At 42.7% G+C, this 15,268-nt stretch carries 12 protein-coding genes and 2 tRNA genes; all 14 read left to right on the top strand.

All coding sequences use genetic code 11. The annotated features are described in order from the left end of the window. The first annotated feature begins 46 nt into the window (after positions 1-46). Positions 47-121 (top strand) — tRNA-Thr (locus IMZ28_RS10200). Between the two features lie 112 nt (positions 122-233). After that, the gene (tuf, locus tag IMZ28_RS10195; RefSeq protein WP_197548492.1) at positions 234-1,442 is read left to right on the top strand and encodes an elongation factor Tu; all 1,209 of its coding nucleotides are present in this window, start codon (positions 234-236) and stop codon (positions 1,440-1,442) included. A 55-nt stretch (positions 1,443-1,497) separates the two neighbouring features. Beyond that, positions 1,498-1,650 (top strand): 50S ribosomal protein L33, encoded by a 153-nt coding sequence (rpmG, locus tag IMZ28_RS10190; RefSeq protein WP_011979817.1) that lies wholly within the window; start codon positions 1,498-1,500, stop codon positions 1,648-1,650. An 18-nt stretch (positions 1,651-1,668) separates the two neighbouring features. Continuing rightward, positions 1,669-1,744: transfer RNA gene (locus IMZ28_RS10185), tRNA-Trp, on the top strand. A gap of 18 nt (positions 1,745-1,762) precedes the next feature. Continuing rightward, positions 1,763-1,942 (top strand): preprotein translocase subunit SecE, encoded by a 180-nt coding sequence (gene secE / locus IMZ28_RS10180; protein WP_197548491.1) that lies wholly within the window; start codon positions 1,763-1,765, stop codon positions 1,940-1,942. Between the two features lie 8 nt (positions 1,943-1,950). Continuing rightward, positions 1,951-2,481, top strand: coding sequence for a transcription termination/antitermination protein NusG (gene nusG, locus IMZ28_RS10175; protein WP_197548490.1), 531 nt, complete (start codon positions 1,951-1,953; stop codon positions 2,479-2,481). Between the two features lie 36 nt (positions 2,482-2,517). Continuing rightward, positions 2,518-2,943 carry a 50S ribosomal protein L11 gene (gene rplK / locus IMZ28_RS10170; protein ID WP_197548489.1) on the top strand — a complete coding sequence of 142 codons (426 nt, stop codon included), beginning with the start codon at positions 2,518-2,520 and terminating at the stop codon, positions 2,941-2,943. A 77-nt stretch (positions 2,944-3,020) separates the two neighbouring features. Next, complete coding sequence (rplA, locus tag IMZ28_RS10165; protein ID WP_197548488.1) at positions 3,021-3,725, top strand: 50S ribosomal protein L1; 705 nt, start codon at positions 3,021-3,023, stop codon at positions 3,723-3,725. 236 nt (positions 3,726-3,961) lie between these two features. Beyond that, complete coding sequence (gene rplJ, locus IMZ28_RS10160) at positions 3,962-4,450, top strand: 50S ribosomal protein L10 (RefSeq protein ID WP_197548487.1); 489 nt, start codon at positions 3,962-3,964, stop codon at positions 4,448-4,450. 81 nt (positions 4,451-4,531) lie between these two features. Beyond that, positions 4,532-4,906, top strand: a complete 375-nt coding sequence (gene rplL / locus IMZ28_RS10155) for a 50S ribosomal protein L7/L12 (RefSeq protein WP_197548486.1) — start codon at positions 4,532-4,534, stop codon at positions 4,904-4,906. 201 nt (positions 4,907-5,107) lie between these two features. Further along, positions 5,108-9,265, top strand: coding sequence for a DNA-directed RNA polymerase subunit beta (gene rpoB / locus IMZ28_RS10150; protein ID WP_197548485.1), 4,158 nt, complete (start codon positions 5,108-5,110; stop codon positions 9,263-9,265). After that, positions 9,258-13,787, top strand: coding sequence for a DNA-directed RNA polymerase subunit beta' (gene rpoC / locus IMZ28_RS10145; RefSeq protein ID WP_197548484.1), 4,530 nt, complete (start codon positions 9,258-9,260; stop codon positions 13,785-13,787). Before rpoB ends, rpoC begins: the two co-directional genes overlap by 8 nt. A gap of 385 nt (positions 13,788-14,172) precedes the next feature. Beyond that, positions 14,173-14,544: a 30S ribosomal protein S12 gene (rpsL, locus tag IMZ28_RS10140; RefSeq protein ID WP_197548483.1), complete on the top strand. Its 372-nt coding sequence runs from the start codon at positions 14,173-14,175 to the stop codon at positions 14,542-14,544. 249 nt (positions 14,545-14,793) lie between these two features. Continuing rightward, the gene (rpsG, locus tag IMZ28_RS10135; RefSeq protein ID WP_197548482.1) at positions 14,794-15,261 is read left to right on the top strand and encodes a 30S ribosomal protein S7; all 468 of its coding nucleotides are present in this window, start codon (positions 14,794-14,796) and stop codon (positions 15,259-15,261) included. Positions 15,262-15,268: the final 7 nt, after the last annotated feature.

Here is a 15,268-nt window from a genome sequence, read left to right as displayed (position 1 = left end):
AATAAATCTGTCAATAGAGATATTCTGTGTTTAACTGATAATTTTTGCCCATATGGCTCAGGGGTAGAGCACTTCCTTGGTAAGGAAGAGGTCGTGAGTTCAAGTCTCACTATGGGCTCCAGGATTTGTATGGACAAAAGTATTACAGCCTTGTAATAGTTCTGTCCATATAGGTTAAGAAGTTTTGGCTATAATATTGCCTTTAAAACATCAATTTAAGCTAGGAGAAAAGCATGGCTAAAGAAAAATTCGAACGAACGAAACCGCATGTTAACATCGGTACTATCGGTCACGTTGACCACGGTAAAACTACTTTGACTGCTGCAATTACAGCGGTACTTGCAACTAAAAACGACACTGCTCTTATGGACTATGATCAGATCGATAACGCTCCGGAAGAGAGAGAAAGAGGGATTACGATCGCAACTTCTCACGTAGAGTACGAAACTGATACAAGACACTACGCACACGTAGACTGTCCAGGTCACGCTGACTACGTTAAAAACATGATTACCGGTGCTGCTCAAATGGATGGTGCTATTCTTGTTATTGCTGCTACTGATGGACCAATGGCTCAAACTAGAGAGCACATTCTTCTTTCCAAGCAGGTAGGTGTTCCATATATCGTTGTATTCCTGAATAAAGAAGATCAACTTGATGATGAAGACAAAGAAGAGATGCTCGAACTGGTAGAGATGGAAGTACGTGAACTTCTTTCTGAGTATGACTTCCCAGGTGACGATACTCCAATCATCGCAGGTTCTGCATTCCAAGCACTTGAAGAAGCAAAAGCTGGTAACATCGGGCCATGGTCTGAGAAGATCCTTGCATTGATGGAAGCTGTTGATACATACATTCCTGAGCCTGTACGTGAGACTGACAAAGACTTCTTGATGCCAATCGAAGATATCTTTACAATTCAAGGACGTGGTACTGTTGTAACTGGTAAAGTTGACAGAGGACAAGTATGTGTTGGTGATGAAGTTGAGATCGTTGGCCTTAAAGACACACTTAAAACAACTGTAACTGGTGTTGAAATGTTCCGTAAGGAAATGGATTGTGGTCAAGCTGGTGACAACTGTGGTGTTCTTATCCGTGGTATCGGTAAAGAAGAAGTACAAAGAGGTATGGTTCTTTGTAAGCCGGGTTCAATCACTCCACACACTAAGTTCGAAGCTGAAGTATATGTACTTACTAAAGAAGAAGGTGGTAGACACACTCCATTCTTTAACAACTATAGACCTCAGTTCTATGTACGTACAACAGACGTAACTGGTTCAGTTCAACTTCAGGAAGGTACTGAAATGGTTATGCCAGGTGACAACGTAAAAATCGATGTTGAGCTTATCGCACCAATCGCACTTGAAGAAGGTACAAGATTCGCTATCCGTGAGGGTGGTAGAACTGTTGGTGCTGGTGTTGTTTCTAAGATCATCGCTTAAGACACCTTTGCGAGAGGCCTGCCTCTTGCACTGTCTTATCTATTAGGAGATAACCATGAGAGAAACCGTTCATTTAGGATGTGAGAAGTGTACTAGACGTAACTATCACACAACTAAAAATAAAAAAACAACAACAGAAAAACTTGCACTAAAGAAGTATTGTAAGTGGTGCAAAGAGCACACTGTGCATAAAGAGATGAAGCTGTAAAGTTTCTTCTCTCTCTTTAGGCCAATAGCTCAGTTGGTAGAGCACTGGTCTCCAAAACCAGGTGCCGGGGGTTCGAGTCCCTCTTGGCCTGCCATAACAAAGGTAACATACTATGGAAAAAATTTCAACATTCATTGCACATGCAAGAGCAGAGCTCCATAAAGTAATATTTCCAACCAAAGTACAAGTAAGACAAGCATTTTTAGCAGTTGTTCTCGTAGTAACTGTCATTTCAATATTTTTAGCATTGGTTGACCTGATGATGTCATCCATCGTATCTACAGTTTTATAGGATAAACAATGGCTTATCAATGGTATGCAATTCAAACATATGCGGGAAGTGAGCAGGCAGTTAAAAGAGCCATCGAGCAGTTAGCCGCGGACTATGGTATTGAAGATAAAGTTGAAAGAATCGTTGTCCCTACCGAAGAGGTCATCGAGGTTAAAAATGGCGAAAAGAAGATCACAGAGAGAACACTTTATTCAGGTTACGTATTTGCACAGATAGACCTGGATACTAATCTTTGGCACAAGATACAGTCTCTGCCAAGAGTATCTAGATTTATCGGTGAACAAAAGACACCAACCCCTCTTACTGAAGCGGATATCAAAGTGATTCTGGACAAAATGGAGCAGAAATCGGCTCCACGTCCAAAAGTCGATTTCGAGGCAGGTGAAATGGTACGTATTATTGACGGACCGTTTGCAAACTTTACAGGAATGGTAGAAGAGTATGATCTTGACCATGGAAAGTTGAAGTTAAATGTTTCGATCTTTGGTAGAAACACACCAGTTGAAATCCTCTACACACAAGTAGAGAAAATCATATAAGACCGTTGACGGTCAAATCAAACAAAGGAAGAACAGATGGCAAAAAAGATAGCTGAAAAGTTTAAAATGATGATCCCAGCCGGATCTGCTAACCCATCACCGCCAGTCGGACCTGCACTTGGTCAGCGTGGTGTTAACATTATGGAGTTTTGTAAAGCATTCAACGAGAAGACTAAAGATAAAATGGGATTCAAGATTCCTGTAATCGTTACAGTGTATACAGACAGAAGCTTTACGTTTGAAACAAAACAGCCACCGGCTTCAGATCTTATTCTTAAGGCAGCAGGTGTGAAAAAAGGTACTGATAACCCACTTTTGAACAAAGTAGGATCTATCACTAAAGCGAAACTCGAAGAGATCATTGACCAAAAGATCGCTGACCTTAATACAACTGACAGAGAAGCGGCTGCGAGAATTCTTGCGGGAAGCTGTAGAAGTATGGGTATTGAGATTGTAGACTAAGTCTACGTTGAAACATTAAATATAAAATCTGAACCACATGATTTAAAAAATGTGGGAGCAATGAAGCGGAGAAAACAATGGCAAAAAAAGTAAGTAAAAGAAGAGAAGCACTACTTAAAAAAGTAGATGCAACAAAAGAGTACAGTGTAGATGAAGCAATGGCTACACTTAAAGAGCTCAAGTCGGCAAAATTCGACGAAACTGTTGAAGTAGCACTTAACTTGAATGTTGACCCAAGACATGCAGATCAAATGGTAAGAGGGTCCGTTGTCCTTCCTCATGGAACGGGTAAAACAGTAAGAGTAGCTGTATTCGCAAAAGATGCTAAAGCTGATGAAGCAAAAGCGGCAGGTGCAGATCTTGTAGGTTCTGACGAGCTTATCGAGCAGATTCAGGCAGGGAAGATCGATTTTGATATCGTGATCTCTACGCCTGACATGATGGGTGTACTTGGAAAAGTAGCAAGAGTACTTGGCCCAAAAGGTTTAATGCCAAATCCTAAAACAGGTACAGTAACGATGGATGTGACCAAAGCCGTTGAAAATGCAAAAGGCGGACAGGTGAACTTTAGAGTTGACAAAAAAGGTAACATCCATGCAGGTATCGGTAAAGTCTCTTTTGATATTGAAAAGATCAGAGAGAATTTCAATACATTTATTGAGGCGATCAATAAAGCAAAACCTGCTTCCGCTAAAGGAAGATATATTACCAATGCAGCGGTATCATTGACAATGAGCCCATCTGTTACTTTGGATACTGCAGAAGTAATGGACATCAAATAAATATCTATTGTCGTCCTAAACGGACGGCTTATGTGAAGAGTCACATTTTGAAGCAGAGGGATTTCACCTCTGTAGATCATAAATTTTCATCGGTCCAAGCTTTGCTTGTACGGCTGAAGACTTAGGTCTTGATCTTAGACTGAAGATAACGGGGGCGAAAGCTTAATTAATCTATCTGAAAAGGTAGATGTGTATGGTAAACCATACACCCTGTTAGAAGGTCGGAAGGAGTAGAAATGACAAGAACTAGAAAAGAAGAGCTGGTTGCAGAGATGACAGCAGAATTCAAAGATGCTGGTGCGATCATCGTCTGTGATTATAAAGGGATGACTGTTGAAGCTCTCGAGACTGTACGTAATATGGCTCGTGAAGAAGATACAAAAGTCAAGGTCATTAAAAACAAGCTTGCTGCAATCGCATTGGAAAATGCCGGTTGTGAAGCCGTTGATTTTAAAGACACTAACCTTGTAATCTGGGGTGATACACAAGTATTGCCTTGTAAGATCGCTGACAAAGCTGCTACTCAGTTCAAAGGGAGCTTTGCGATCAAAACTGGTTTGATCGAAGGTAAAGTTGCCTCTATGGAAACCATCAATGCGATGGCTAAACTTCCAACTAGAGATGAACTTATCGGTATGCTTCTCAATGTATGGAATGCACCGGTTCAGAACTTTACTATCGGCTTGAAAGCGCTTGCTGATAAAAAAGAAGCAGAAGAGGCTTAATGTGTGGTGAGAGCCACAGGCTCTCTTTTGGCAGGAGGAAACTCTTGATAAATTTGAAAAATGTTCATAAAAGGATTAACTATGGCAACAACAAAAGAAGATGTATTAGAATTTATTTCTAACCTTTCAGTACTTGAGCTTTCTGAGCTTGTAAAAGAATTTGAAGAAAAATTTGGTGTAACTGCACAAGCTACAGTAGTTGCAGCTGGTGCTGCCGGTGGTGCTGCTGAAGCTGCTGAAGAGCAGACAGAGTTCAACGTTGTTCTTACAGACGCTGGTGCGAAGAAGATCAACACAATTAAAGTTGTAAGAGCGATCACAGGTCTTGGACTTAAAGAAGCGAAAGCTGCTGTTGAAGAGACTCCATCTGTACTTAAAGAGGGTGTTTCTAAAGAAGAAGCTGAAGAGCTTAAAAAACAAATCGAAGAAGCTGGTGCTTCTTGTGAGCTTAAATAATTACGGTTATTTAAGAGGACTTCAGGCATCTGCCTGAGTCCAGCGATACCCACTACCTTAGGTACAGTGATAAACTATTCGGAGACATTTCATACCCTCCTCTAATAGTTTCTTTGTGTATCTAAACACATGAACCTTTATACGAGTTCATATAGACGTCTAAACAAACATACATACCAACCAACTACCATAAGGATAAACATGTTAAATTCTTTGCATTCTGGTAATAGACTTCGCGTCGATTTTTCAAAAACCCCCAGAGAGATAGAGATTCCCAACCTGCTCCAACTTCAACAAAAAAGTTATGAAAATTTTTTGATGCTCGGTGAAAAAGATAGAAAAAACTCTACTTTGGAAAAAGTTTTCAGATCAGCTTTTCCGATTCACGATCAGCAGAACAGACTGACACTTACCTATAAAAACTCAGAGATCATTAAGCCGAAATATACTGTCAGAGAGTGTATGGAGAGAGGACTTACCTACTCTGTTTCACTCAAGATGAATATTGAACTGATCATCTGGAACAGAGATGAGAAGACAGGAGAGAAACTTGATCCAAAAGAGATCAAGCAGCAGGCAGTATTTGTTCGTGATATCCCTTTGATGACAGACAGAACCTCCTTTGTCGTTAATGGTGTTGAGAGAGTTATAGTTAACCAGCTTCACAGAAGTCCCGGTGTTATCTTCAAGGAGGAAGAGGGTACAACTGCAGGAAGCAGTCTTCTCTATTCGGCACAGATTATTCCTGACCGTGGTTCATGGTTGTATTTTGAATATGATGCAAAAGATATTCTTTATGCGCGTATCAACAAAAGACGAAAGATTCCTGTTACGATACTCTTTAGAGCTTTGGATTATTCCAAAGAGGATATTGTCAAACTTTTCTATCCAACAAAAGAGATAGTTGTCAAAGATAACAGATTCCTCGTGAAATTCGATCCGAATGACTTTGGCGGAAGGGCAGATCATGATGTAAAAGATATGAATGGGAACACTGTTGTTTCTGCCGGGAAACGCTTGACGAAGAAAAAAGCACAAAAACTTATTGAAGAGGGCTTGGAGTGGATCGAATACCCGCTTGAAACGTTGATGGAGAGACACCTTGCGACAGCAGTGATCGATCAGGAGAGCGGTGAAGTACTTTATGATGTGGTGACACCGCTGGATGAGGCAAAGCTTAAAAAGATGATCGAGCAGGGTATTGAAAGTATCGAGATCATCAATGATCTTGCAGAGGGTACGGACAGATCTATCATTAATGCATTCATCGCAGACAATGAGAGTCTCAGACTTCTGAAGCAGACTGAAGAGATAGATGACGAGAATGTGCTTTCCGCGATCCGTATCTATAAAGTGATGAGACCGGGAGAGCCTGTTACACCAGAAGCTGCAAAAGCATTTTTGCAGCAGCTCTTCTTCGATCCTGAAAGATATGATCTTACCAAAGTTGGTCGTATGAAGATGAACCATAAGCTTGGTTTGGATATTCCGGAGTATGCAACTGTACTTACCGCAGAAGATCTTATTCATACAGTAAAGTACCTGATCAAAGTAAAGAATGGCCAGGGGCATATTGATGACAGAGATCACCTTGGTAACAGAAGAATTAGAGCCATAGGTGAGCTTCTTGGTAACGAACTTCACTCCGGACTTGTCAAGATGCAAAAAGCGATCAAGGATAAGATGACAACGATTTCGGGTACACTTGATGAGTTGATGCCACATGATCTTGTAAACTCAAAAATGATTACCAACACGATTCTTGAGTTCTTCTCATCGGGGCAGCTCTCCCAGTTTATGGACCAGACAAACCCGCTTTCGGAAGTGACACACAAAAGACGTCTCTCCGCACTTGGTGAGGGTGGTCTTGTAAAAGAAAGAGCCGGATTTGAAGTTAGGGACGTTCATCCGACACACTATGGACGTATCTGTCCGATTGAGACACCGGAAGGTCAGAATATCGGTCTTATCAACACGCTTGCAACCTACTCGAAAGTGAATGAACACGGGTTTATTGAAGCACCGTATAAAGTGGTTAAAGATGGAAAAGTCACAGATGAGATTGTCTATGTGACCGCAACACAGGAAGAGGACAAGTGTATCGCTCCTGCTTCGACAAAAGTCGATGAGAACGGATATATTGTTGAAGACCTCATTGAGACCAGACTCAACGGGAATATCGAGCTTAACGACAGAAGCAGAGTTGACCTGATCGATATTTCTCCATTGATGATCTCCGGTTCTGCTGCGGCACTGATTCCATTCCTTGAGCATGATGATGCAAACCGTGCACTTATGGGATCAAACATGCAGCGACAGGCAGTACCGCTGCTTAAGACAGAGGCACCGGTAGTCGGTACGGGTATGGAAGCGGTCGTTTCACGTGATGCATGGGAAGCGGTGAAAGCAAAGCGCTCAGGAAAAGTGGAAAAAGTAGATGCTAAAAACATTTACATTATGGGTGAAGATGAGACTGGAGTATTCATCGATCATTATCCGCTTGAAAAGAACATGAGAACCAACCAGAATACAACATTTACACAAACACCGATCGTGAAGCTTGGTGATATGATCGAAGCTGGTCAGGTGATCGCAGATGGCGCGAACATGGATCAGGGTGAGCTTGCTATCGGTAAGAACATCATGGTTGCGTTCATGCCTTGGTACGGATACAACTATGAGGATGCGATCATCGTGTCCGAGAAGATCATTCGTGAAGATACTTTTACATCAGTTCATACCTATGAAAAAGAGGTTGAGGCACGTGAACTCAAGCATGGAACAGAAGAGATCACAAGAGATATCCCGAATATCCGTGAAGATGAATTGCTGCACCTTGATGAGAGTGGTATCGTCAAGATCGGTACCTATGTGAAGCCGGGAATGATCCTTGTAGGAAAGGTCTCTCCAAAAGGTGAGATCAAACCAACTCCGGAAGAGAGACTTCTCAGAGCAATCTTTGGTGAAAAAGCGGGTCATGTGGTGAACAAATCACTCTACTGTCCTGCTTCAATGGAAGGGGTTGTTGTTGACATCAAAGTATTCACTAAAAAAGGATATGAGAAAGACGCACGTGCGATCCAGGCCTATGAAGAGGAGAAAGCAACACTTGACAGTGACCACCACGATAAGCTTCTGATGATCGACAGAGAAGAGATTCTGAGAATTGCACACTACCTTTCAGAACAGGAGCTTCTTAAAGATGTTACCATCGGAGAGAGTGAATATAAGGCGGGAGAGAAGATCCCGGTAGATATTGTAAAGGGAGTGAACAGATTCGCCCTTAGAGGAGTGGTACAGTCTTACAGTAATGAAGTACAGAATGAGTATGAATCACTCAAGAACTACTTCCTCAAACAGAAAAAGAGACTCAAGAATGAGCATGAAGAGAAGTTGGCGATCCTTGAAAAAGACGATATTCTCCCTTCAGGTGTGACCAAGTTGGTTAAAGTTTATATCGCCACCAAGCGTAAGCTGAAAGTCGGGGATAAAATGGCAGGACGTCACGGGAACAAAGGTATTGTCTCCAACATTGTGCCGGAGATCGATATGCCGTACCTTGAAGACGGAAGGCCTGTTGAGATTATTCTGAACCCTCTAGGGGTACCGTCACGTATGAACATCGGACAGATCCTCGAAGTACACCTTGGTCTTGTAGGTAAGAGGCTGGGTGAGCAGATCCAGGAGATGTTTGACAATAAGACAGAAGATTTCATCAAAGAGCTTAGGGCAAAAATGATCGAGATCGCAGATGTGGCGAAGTTGATGAATGCCAAAGAGACGCTGAATAATATGAGTGACGAAGAGCTTCTTGCTTATGGTAGAGACTGGGCAAAAGGTGTAAAATTCGCTGCTCCTGTATTTGAAGGTACAAATCAGGCAGAATTTGAGAAACTCTTTGAATTGGCGAAGATCGAGAGCGATGGCAAGATGACACTTTATGATGGTAAAACCGGTGAGAAGATGATCGAACGGGTTAATGTCGGTTATATGTATATGCTGAAACTGCATCACCTTGTTGATGAGAAGGTTCATGCACGTTCAACTGGACCTTACTCACTTGTGACACAACAGCCAGTCGGCGGTAAAGCACTCTTCGGTGGACAGAGATTTGGAGAGATGGAGGTATGGGCACTTGAAGCATACGGAGCATCACATATTCTTAAAGAGATGCTGACCATCAAGTCGGATGATGTTGAGGGTAGAGCAAGAGCCTACAGAGCTATTACCAAAGGTGAAGCAGTACCGGAGTCAGGTGTGCCGGAAACCATGTTTGTCCTGACCAAAGAGCTTCAGGCACTTGGACTTGATGCAGAACTATATGAGAGTAAAAAAGAAGTGGAGAGTGAAGATGAGTAATGTATTAGAGAATTTGGTACCGATCGACCTGAACAGCGATGAAAAACCACAGGATATTGCAGCCCTTCAACTAAAAGTGGCAAGCCCAGAGAAGATCCTCTCATGGAGTTACGGTGAAGTAAAAAAACCTGAGACGATCAATTACAGAACCTTGAAACCTGAGCGTGACGGACTTTTCTGTGCGAAGATCTTCGGACCGATAAGAGACTATGAGTGTCTGTGCGGAAAATACAAGAAGATGCGCTATAAAGGGGTAGTCTGTGAGAAGTGTGGTGTTGAAGTCACTTCATCTAAAGTAAGAAGAAACAGAATGGGTCATATCGATCTTATCGCACCGGTAGCACATATTTGGTATGTCTCTTCACTCCCATCACGTATTGGTACTCTTCTAGGCGTCAAAATGAAAGACCTTGAGCGTGTACTCTACTATGAAGCATATATTGTTAAGAACCCTGGTGAGGCAAGTTACGACAACGAGGGCCTTAACCCGCTCCAAAAGTATGATGTGCTCAATGAAGAGCAGTATCAGCAGATCTCTTCACGTTTCGGAGATACGGGGCTGGATGCACGTATGGGTGGTGAGATCGTACAGGAACTGCTCGCAGAGCTTGATCTTGTAGAGATGTTCTCTCAGCTTAAAGAAGAGATTGCAGCAACGAAATCTGAGGCAAAGAGAAAGACGATCGTTAAAAGACTGAAAGTGATCGAAGCATTCCTTCATTCAGGTAACCGTCCTGAGTGGATGATGCTGACACAGCTTCCGGTACTTCCGCCAGATTTGAGACCATTGGTAAGCCTTGATGGTGGAAAATTTGCTGTTTCTGATGTAAATGATCTCTATAGAAGAGTTATTAACCGTAACCAGCGTCTGAAGAGACTGGTAGAGCTTGATGCACCGGAGATCATCGTTAGAAATGAAAAGCGTATGCTTCAGGAAGCAGTTGATGCACTCTTTGACAATGGTAGACGCGGAAATGCCGTAAAAGGCGCAAACAAAAGACCACTGAAATCACTCTCTGAAGTGATCAAAGGGAAGCAGGGGCGTTTCCGTCAGAACCTGCTTGGTAAGCGTGTTGACTTCTCCGGACGTTCTGTTATCGTTGTCGGTCCGGATTTGAGAATGGACCAGTGTGGTCTGCCTAAGAAGATGGCTATTGAACTCTTTAAGCCGCATTTGATGGCGAAACTCGAAGAGAAGGGTTATGCGACGACACTGAAGCAAGCCAAGAAGATGATTGAAAAGCAGGAAAACGAGGTATGGGAGTGTCTGGAAGAGGTTGTTGATAACTATCCGGTTCTTCTCAACCGTGCACCGACACTTCACAAGCTTTCGATTCAGGCATTCCATCCAAGACTTATCGAAGGTAAAGCGATCCAGCTTCATCCACTTGTCTGTTCGGCGTTCAATGCCGACTTCGATGGTGACCAGATGGCTGTACACGTACCGCTTTCAGATGAAGCGATTGCCGAAGCAAAAGTTTTGATGCTTGCATCTATGAATATCTTGCTCCCGGCATCAGGTAAAGCAATTGCGGTACCTTCACAGGATATGATTTTGGGTCTTTACTATCTGACACTGGAGAAGAATGATGTTAAAGGCGAACATAAGCTATTTGCTAATGTTGAAGAGGTTGAGATCGCATTCGAACAGCAGGCGCTGGATCTGAATGCACGTATCAGAACGATCATTGACGGACGTATTACGACTTCGACAGCCGGTCGTCTGATCCTGAAGTCGATCATTCCGGATTATGTACCGGAAAAGTACTGGAACAAAGTTCTTAAGAAAAAAGATATTGGTGCGTTGGTTGACTATATCTATAAAGAGGGTGGTGTAGCTGAGAGTGCAGGATTCCTTGATGATCTTAAGGATATGGGTTTCAAATATGCAACTAAAGTCGGTGTTTCCATCTCTGTGGATGATATTAAGATCCCTGAAGTCAAAAATGAGATTGTACGTAAAGCCAAAGAAGAAGTGAAAGAGATCCAGAGACAGTTCGGTGCGGGTCTATTGACCGATCAGGAACGCTATAACAAGATCATTGATATCTGGACCGATGCGAACAACTCTATTGCTGAAGCGTTGATGGAACTGATCAAAAAAGACAAAGATGGATTCAACTCTGTTCACATGATGGCGGATTCCGGTGCGAGGGGTTCTGCTGCACAGATCAGACAGCTTTCAGGTATGAGGGGTCTTATGGCAAAGTCTGACGGATCGATTATTGAAACTCCGATTACATCAAACTTCCGTGAAGGACTAAATGTACTTGAATACTTTATTTCAACCCACGGTGCGAGAAAAGGTCTTGCCGATACCGCGCTTAAAACAGCAAATGCCGGTTACCTGACAAGAAAGCTTATCGACGTGGCACAAAATGTGAAGATTTCTATGGCGGACTGTGGGACACATGAAGGTGTAGAAGTCTCTGATATTGTTGTAGGTAATGAAATGATCGAACCGCTTGCAGACAGAATCTACGGAAGAGTACTTGCGGAAGATATTATTGACCCTATTACCAATGAAGTATTGGTCAGTGAAGGTACAATGATCGATGAAGAGACGGCAAAACGTGTAGAGGAAGCGGGTGTACGTTCAGTAGTTATGAGAGCACCGTCTTCCTGTAAAGCACCTAAAGGCATCTGTGCAAAATGTTACGGTCTGAACATGGCAGACAATAAAATGGTCAAACCGGGTGAAGCTGTAGGTGTTATTGCAGCACAGTCGATCGGTGAGCCGGGAACACAGTTGACACTTCGTACTTTCCACACAGGTGGTACTGCGACTGCAGGTAAAGAGGAGCGTCAGGTTGTTGCGACACAGGAAGGTTTTGTACGTTACTACAATCTCTCTGTCTATAGAAACACTGAAGGTAAGTTGATCGTAGCAAACAGAAGAAATGCCGGTGTACTTTTGGTTGAACCGAAGATCAAGGCGGTGATCAAAGGTAAAGTCTCTGTTATTGTGACACATGATGAGTATATCGTTTCTGTTCAGGCGGATGGCCAGGATGAAGTTAAGTACAACTTGAGAAAATCTGATGTTGCCAAGTCCAATGAGCTTGCCGGTGTTGCCGGGAAGGTTGAAGGAAAACTCTTCCTGCCTCTTAAGGACGGAGATATGGTAGAGGAGGGTGACTCTATTGTTGAAGTGATCAAAGAGGGATGGTCAGTACCTAGCCGTATTCCGTTTGCATCTGAACTGAAAGTGGAAGATGGTGCACCGGTTACACAGAATGTTCTTGCAGAGTCAAGAGGCACGGTAAAGTTCTTCCTACTTAAAGGTGACTACCTTGAGGCACACAAAGGGGTTAAAGCCGGAGATAAAGTGGATGAGAAAGGTCTCTTTGCTGTGATCGTTGATGAGAACAACAGAGAAGCGGCAAGACACTATATCTCAAGGGGTTCCGTGCTTCAGATCGACAATGATGCGAAAGTGGAAAGAGGAACAACACTCTCTGCTCCGGAAGTTTCAACACAGGTAGTGATTGCTGAGTGGGATCCTTATTCTGAACCGATCATTGCTGAGCAGAAGGGAACATTGAAGTTTGAAGATATTATCCCGGGTGTTACAGTAGTTGAACAGTTCGATGAAGTAACCGGTGATACAAGGCTTGAGCTGAATGAGCATATTCCTGCAGCATACAAACCGGCGATCGTACTGGCAACAGACTCAGGAGAGTTGATCAGGTATCAGTTGGACCCGAAAACGATACTTTTCGTAAATGACGGTGATGAAGTGAATATTGCTGATATCTTGGCAAAAACGCCAAAAGCTGCGATTAAGTCAAAAGATATTACCGGGGGTCTTCCAAGAGTTTCCGAGCTTTTTGAAGCACGTCGTCCAAAAGATATTGCTCTAATCGCACAGATCGACGGTGTGGTAAGCTTTGGTAAACCGCTGCGCGGCAAGGAGAGACTGATCATCACAGGTGACAACGGCCAGGTAACAGAGCAGTTTGTTGACAAAGGAAAGGTTGTATTGGTACACGCTGGTGAATATGTTCATGCCGGGGAGAAACTTACCGATGGTGTTGTTTCAAGCCATGATATTCTTGCAGCACTCGGAGAAAAAGCACTTTACGAGTATATTGTTTCTGAAGTACAGATGGTCTATCGTCGTCAGGGGGTTAATATCTCTGACAAGCATATTGAGATCGTGACTTCCCAGATGATGAGACAGGTGAAAGTAGTTGACAGCGGTAATAGTAACTTTATTGCCGGAGACATTGTGTCACGCCGTAAGTTCCAGGAAGAGAATGAGCGTGTAATCAAGCTTGGCGGAGAGCCGGCGATCGCTGAGCCTATGCTTGTCGGTATCACCCGTGCAGCAGTCGGTGCAGACTCCATCATCTCTGCAGCATCCTTCCAGGATACAACAAAAGTACTTACCTCTGCATCTATTGCAGGTACGATAGATACGCTTGAAGATCTTAAAGAGAATGTTGTCATCGGACGTCTCATTCCTGTTGGTACAGGTATGATCAACAATGACGATATCAAGCTTCAACCGGCTGAGTGATTCTCTTTATATTCCCCCCTCCGTATGGGGGGAGGAGTATAAGCCCCTATTATAAACTTCAGAAAAATCAAAGAATATCTCGATATAATACACATCCATTTTTCTATCTGCAGTGCTATTTGAAAGCGGTTTATTGACTGTTCTTGCATAGTGAAGAGAGAGCTCATGGTATGAGAGTATCTTTGGAAGAAGTCTCAAAAATTGTATCAACTCAGGTTTACTTCAGCCTTGGACAGCTGTATGAAATGCCCTCTGGTAGTGTAAGGACCAGTTATTTTACACCATATATGAGTACTTGTGTGATCTCCAGTATTTATATATGGTGTAACAGCCAGATTCAATTCACTCTATAAAAGAGTAAAAACAATATTAGAAAGGAAACGATTTGCCAACAATTAACCAATTGATTCGTAAAGAACGTAAAAAGGTGATCAAAAAGTCTAAATCACCAGCGCTTGAGAGTTGTCCTCAAAGAAGAGGGGTATGTACAAGAGTATATACAACGACTCCTAAAAAACCAAACTCTGCTTTGAGAAAAGTAGCGAAAGTAAGATTGACATCAGGATATGAGGTTATTTCATATATCGGTGGTGAAGGTCACAACCTTCAAGAACACTCTATCGTACTTGTACGTGGTGGTAGGGTAAAGGATTTACCAGGGGTTAAGTATCACATCGTTCGTGGTGCACTTGATGCTTCCGGTGTTGCCAACAGAAAAGTTGCAAGATCCAAATACGGAACTAAGAGACCTAAGTAATTTAAATCCTCCGGATTTAAGTGAAGTTGTCACGGCAGCGTGAAACAGATAGGTTGAGTTTAGCTTAGTAATGAGCTTGAGCAGGTATTCATCGATAGACCTTCGGGGATGATACTTGAGTAAATTACATTGACGTAATGAAGAGCGGCTAACCGCGAGAGCCAACTGCTGAAGTTGACACAGCGTCAGCGTAGCAGATGAAGCTTAGCTTTAGATGCGTCATAATTAATTGAAGATAAGGAAAGAATAATGAGAAGAAGAAAAGCTCCCGTCAGACCGGTATTGCCAGATCCAGTATACGGTTCTAAAGTATTGACAAAATTCATCAACGCTGTAATGCTTGATGGTAAAAAAAGTGTTGCGCAAAAAGTTGTTTACTCTGCGCTTGAGAGAATTGAATCGAAAACAGGTGAGAAGGCGATTGAAGTCTTTAACAAAGCAATGGACAATGTAAAACCTGTTATGGAAGTTAAAAGTAGACGTGTCGGTGGTGCTACTTATCAGGTGCCTATCGAAGTCAGACCTGTAAGACAACAATCACTCGGTATCAGATGGATCGTTGATGCAGCAAGAAAAAGAAATGAAAGAACAATGATGGAGCGTCTAAGCAATGAGCTTATGGATGCTGCAACTGAGAAAGGTGCTGCTTTCAAAAAGAAAGAAGACACATACAAAATGGCAGAAGCGAATAAAGCATTTGCTCACTACAGATGGTAAGGAAGTA

Source organism: Sulfurovum indicum, from assembly GCF_014931715.1.
Classification (GTDB): Bacteria; Campylobacterota; Campylobacteria; order Campylobacterales; family Sulfurovaceae; genus Sulfurovum; species Sulfurovum indicum.
This window is presented reverse-complemented; position numbering and strand designations above follow the sequence as displayed.

What these genes read in the sequence shown, in the direction of transcription:
- tuf (WP_197548492.1), top strand. Translation starts at nt 234, where the DNA reads ATGGCTAAAGAAAAATTCGAACGAACGAAACCGCATGTTAACATCGGT.
- rpmG (WP_011979817.1), top strand. Translation starts at nt 1,498, where the DNA reads ATGAGAGAAACCGTTCATTTAGGATGTGAGAAGTGTACTAGACGTAAC.
- secE (WP_197548491.1), top strand. Translation starts at nt 1,763, where the DNA reads ATGGAAAAAATTTCAACATTCATTGCACATGCAAGAGCAGAGCTCCAT.
- nusG (WP_197548490.1), top strand. Translation starts at nt 1,951, where the DNA reads ATGGCTTATCAATGGTATGCAATTCAAACATATGCGGGAAGTGAGCAG.
- rplK (WP_197548489.1), top strand. Translation starts at nt 2,518, where the DNA reads ATGGCAAAAAAGATAGCTGAAAAGTTTAAAATGATGATCCCAGCCGGA.
- rplA (WP_197548488.1), top strand. Translation starts at nt 3,021, where the DNA reads ATGGCAAAAAAAGTAAGTAAAAGAAGAGAAGCACTACTTAAAAAAGTA.
- rplJ (WP_197548487.1), top strand. Translation starts at nt 3,962, where the DNA reads ATGACAAGAACTAGAAAAGAAGAGCTGGTTGCAGAGATGACAGCAGAA.
- rplL (WP_197548486.1), top strand. Translation starts at nt 4,532, where the DNA reads ATGGCAACAACAAAAGAAGATGTATTAGAATTTATTTCTAACCTTTCA.
- rpoB (WP_197548485.1), top strand. Translation starts at nt 5,108, where the DNA reads ATGTTAAATTCTTTGCATTCTGGTAATAGACTTCGCGTCGATTTTTCA.
- rpoC (WP_197548484.1), top strand. Translation starts at nt 9,258, where the DNA reads ATGAGTAATGTATTAGAGAATTTGGTACCGATCGACCTGAACAGCGAT.
- rpsG (WP_197548482.1), top strand. Translation starts at nt 14,794, where the DNA reads ATGAGAAGAAGAAAAGCTCCCGTCAGACCGGTATTGCCAGATCCAGTA.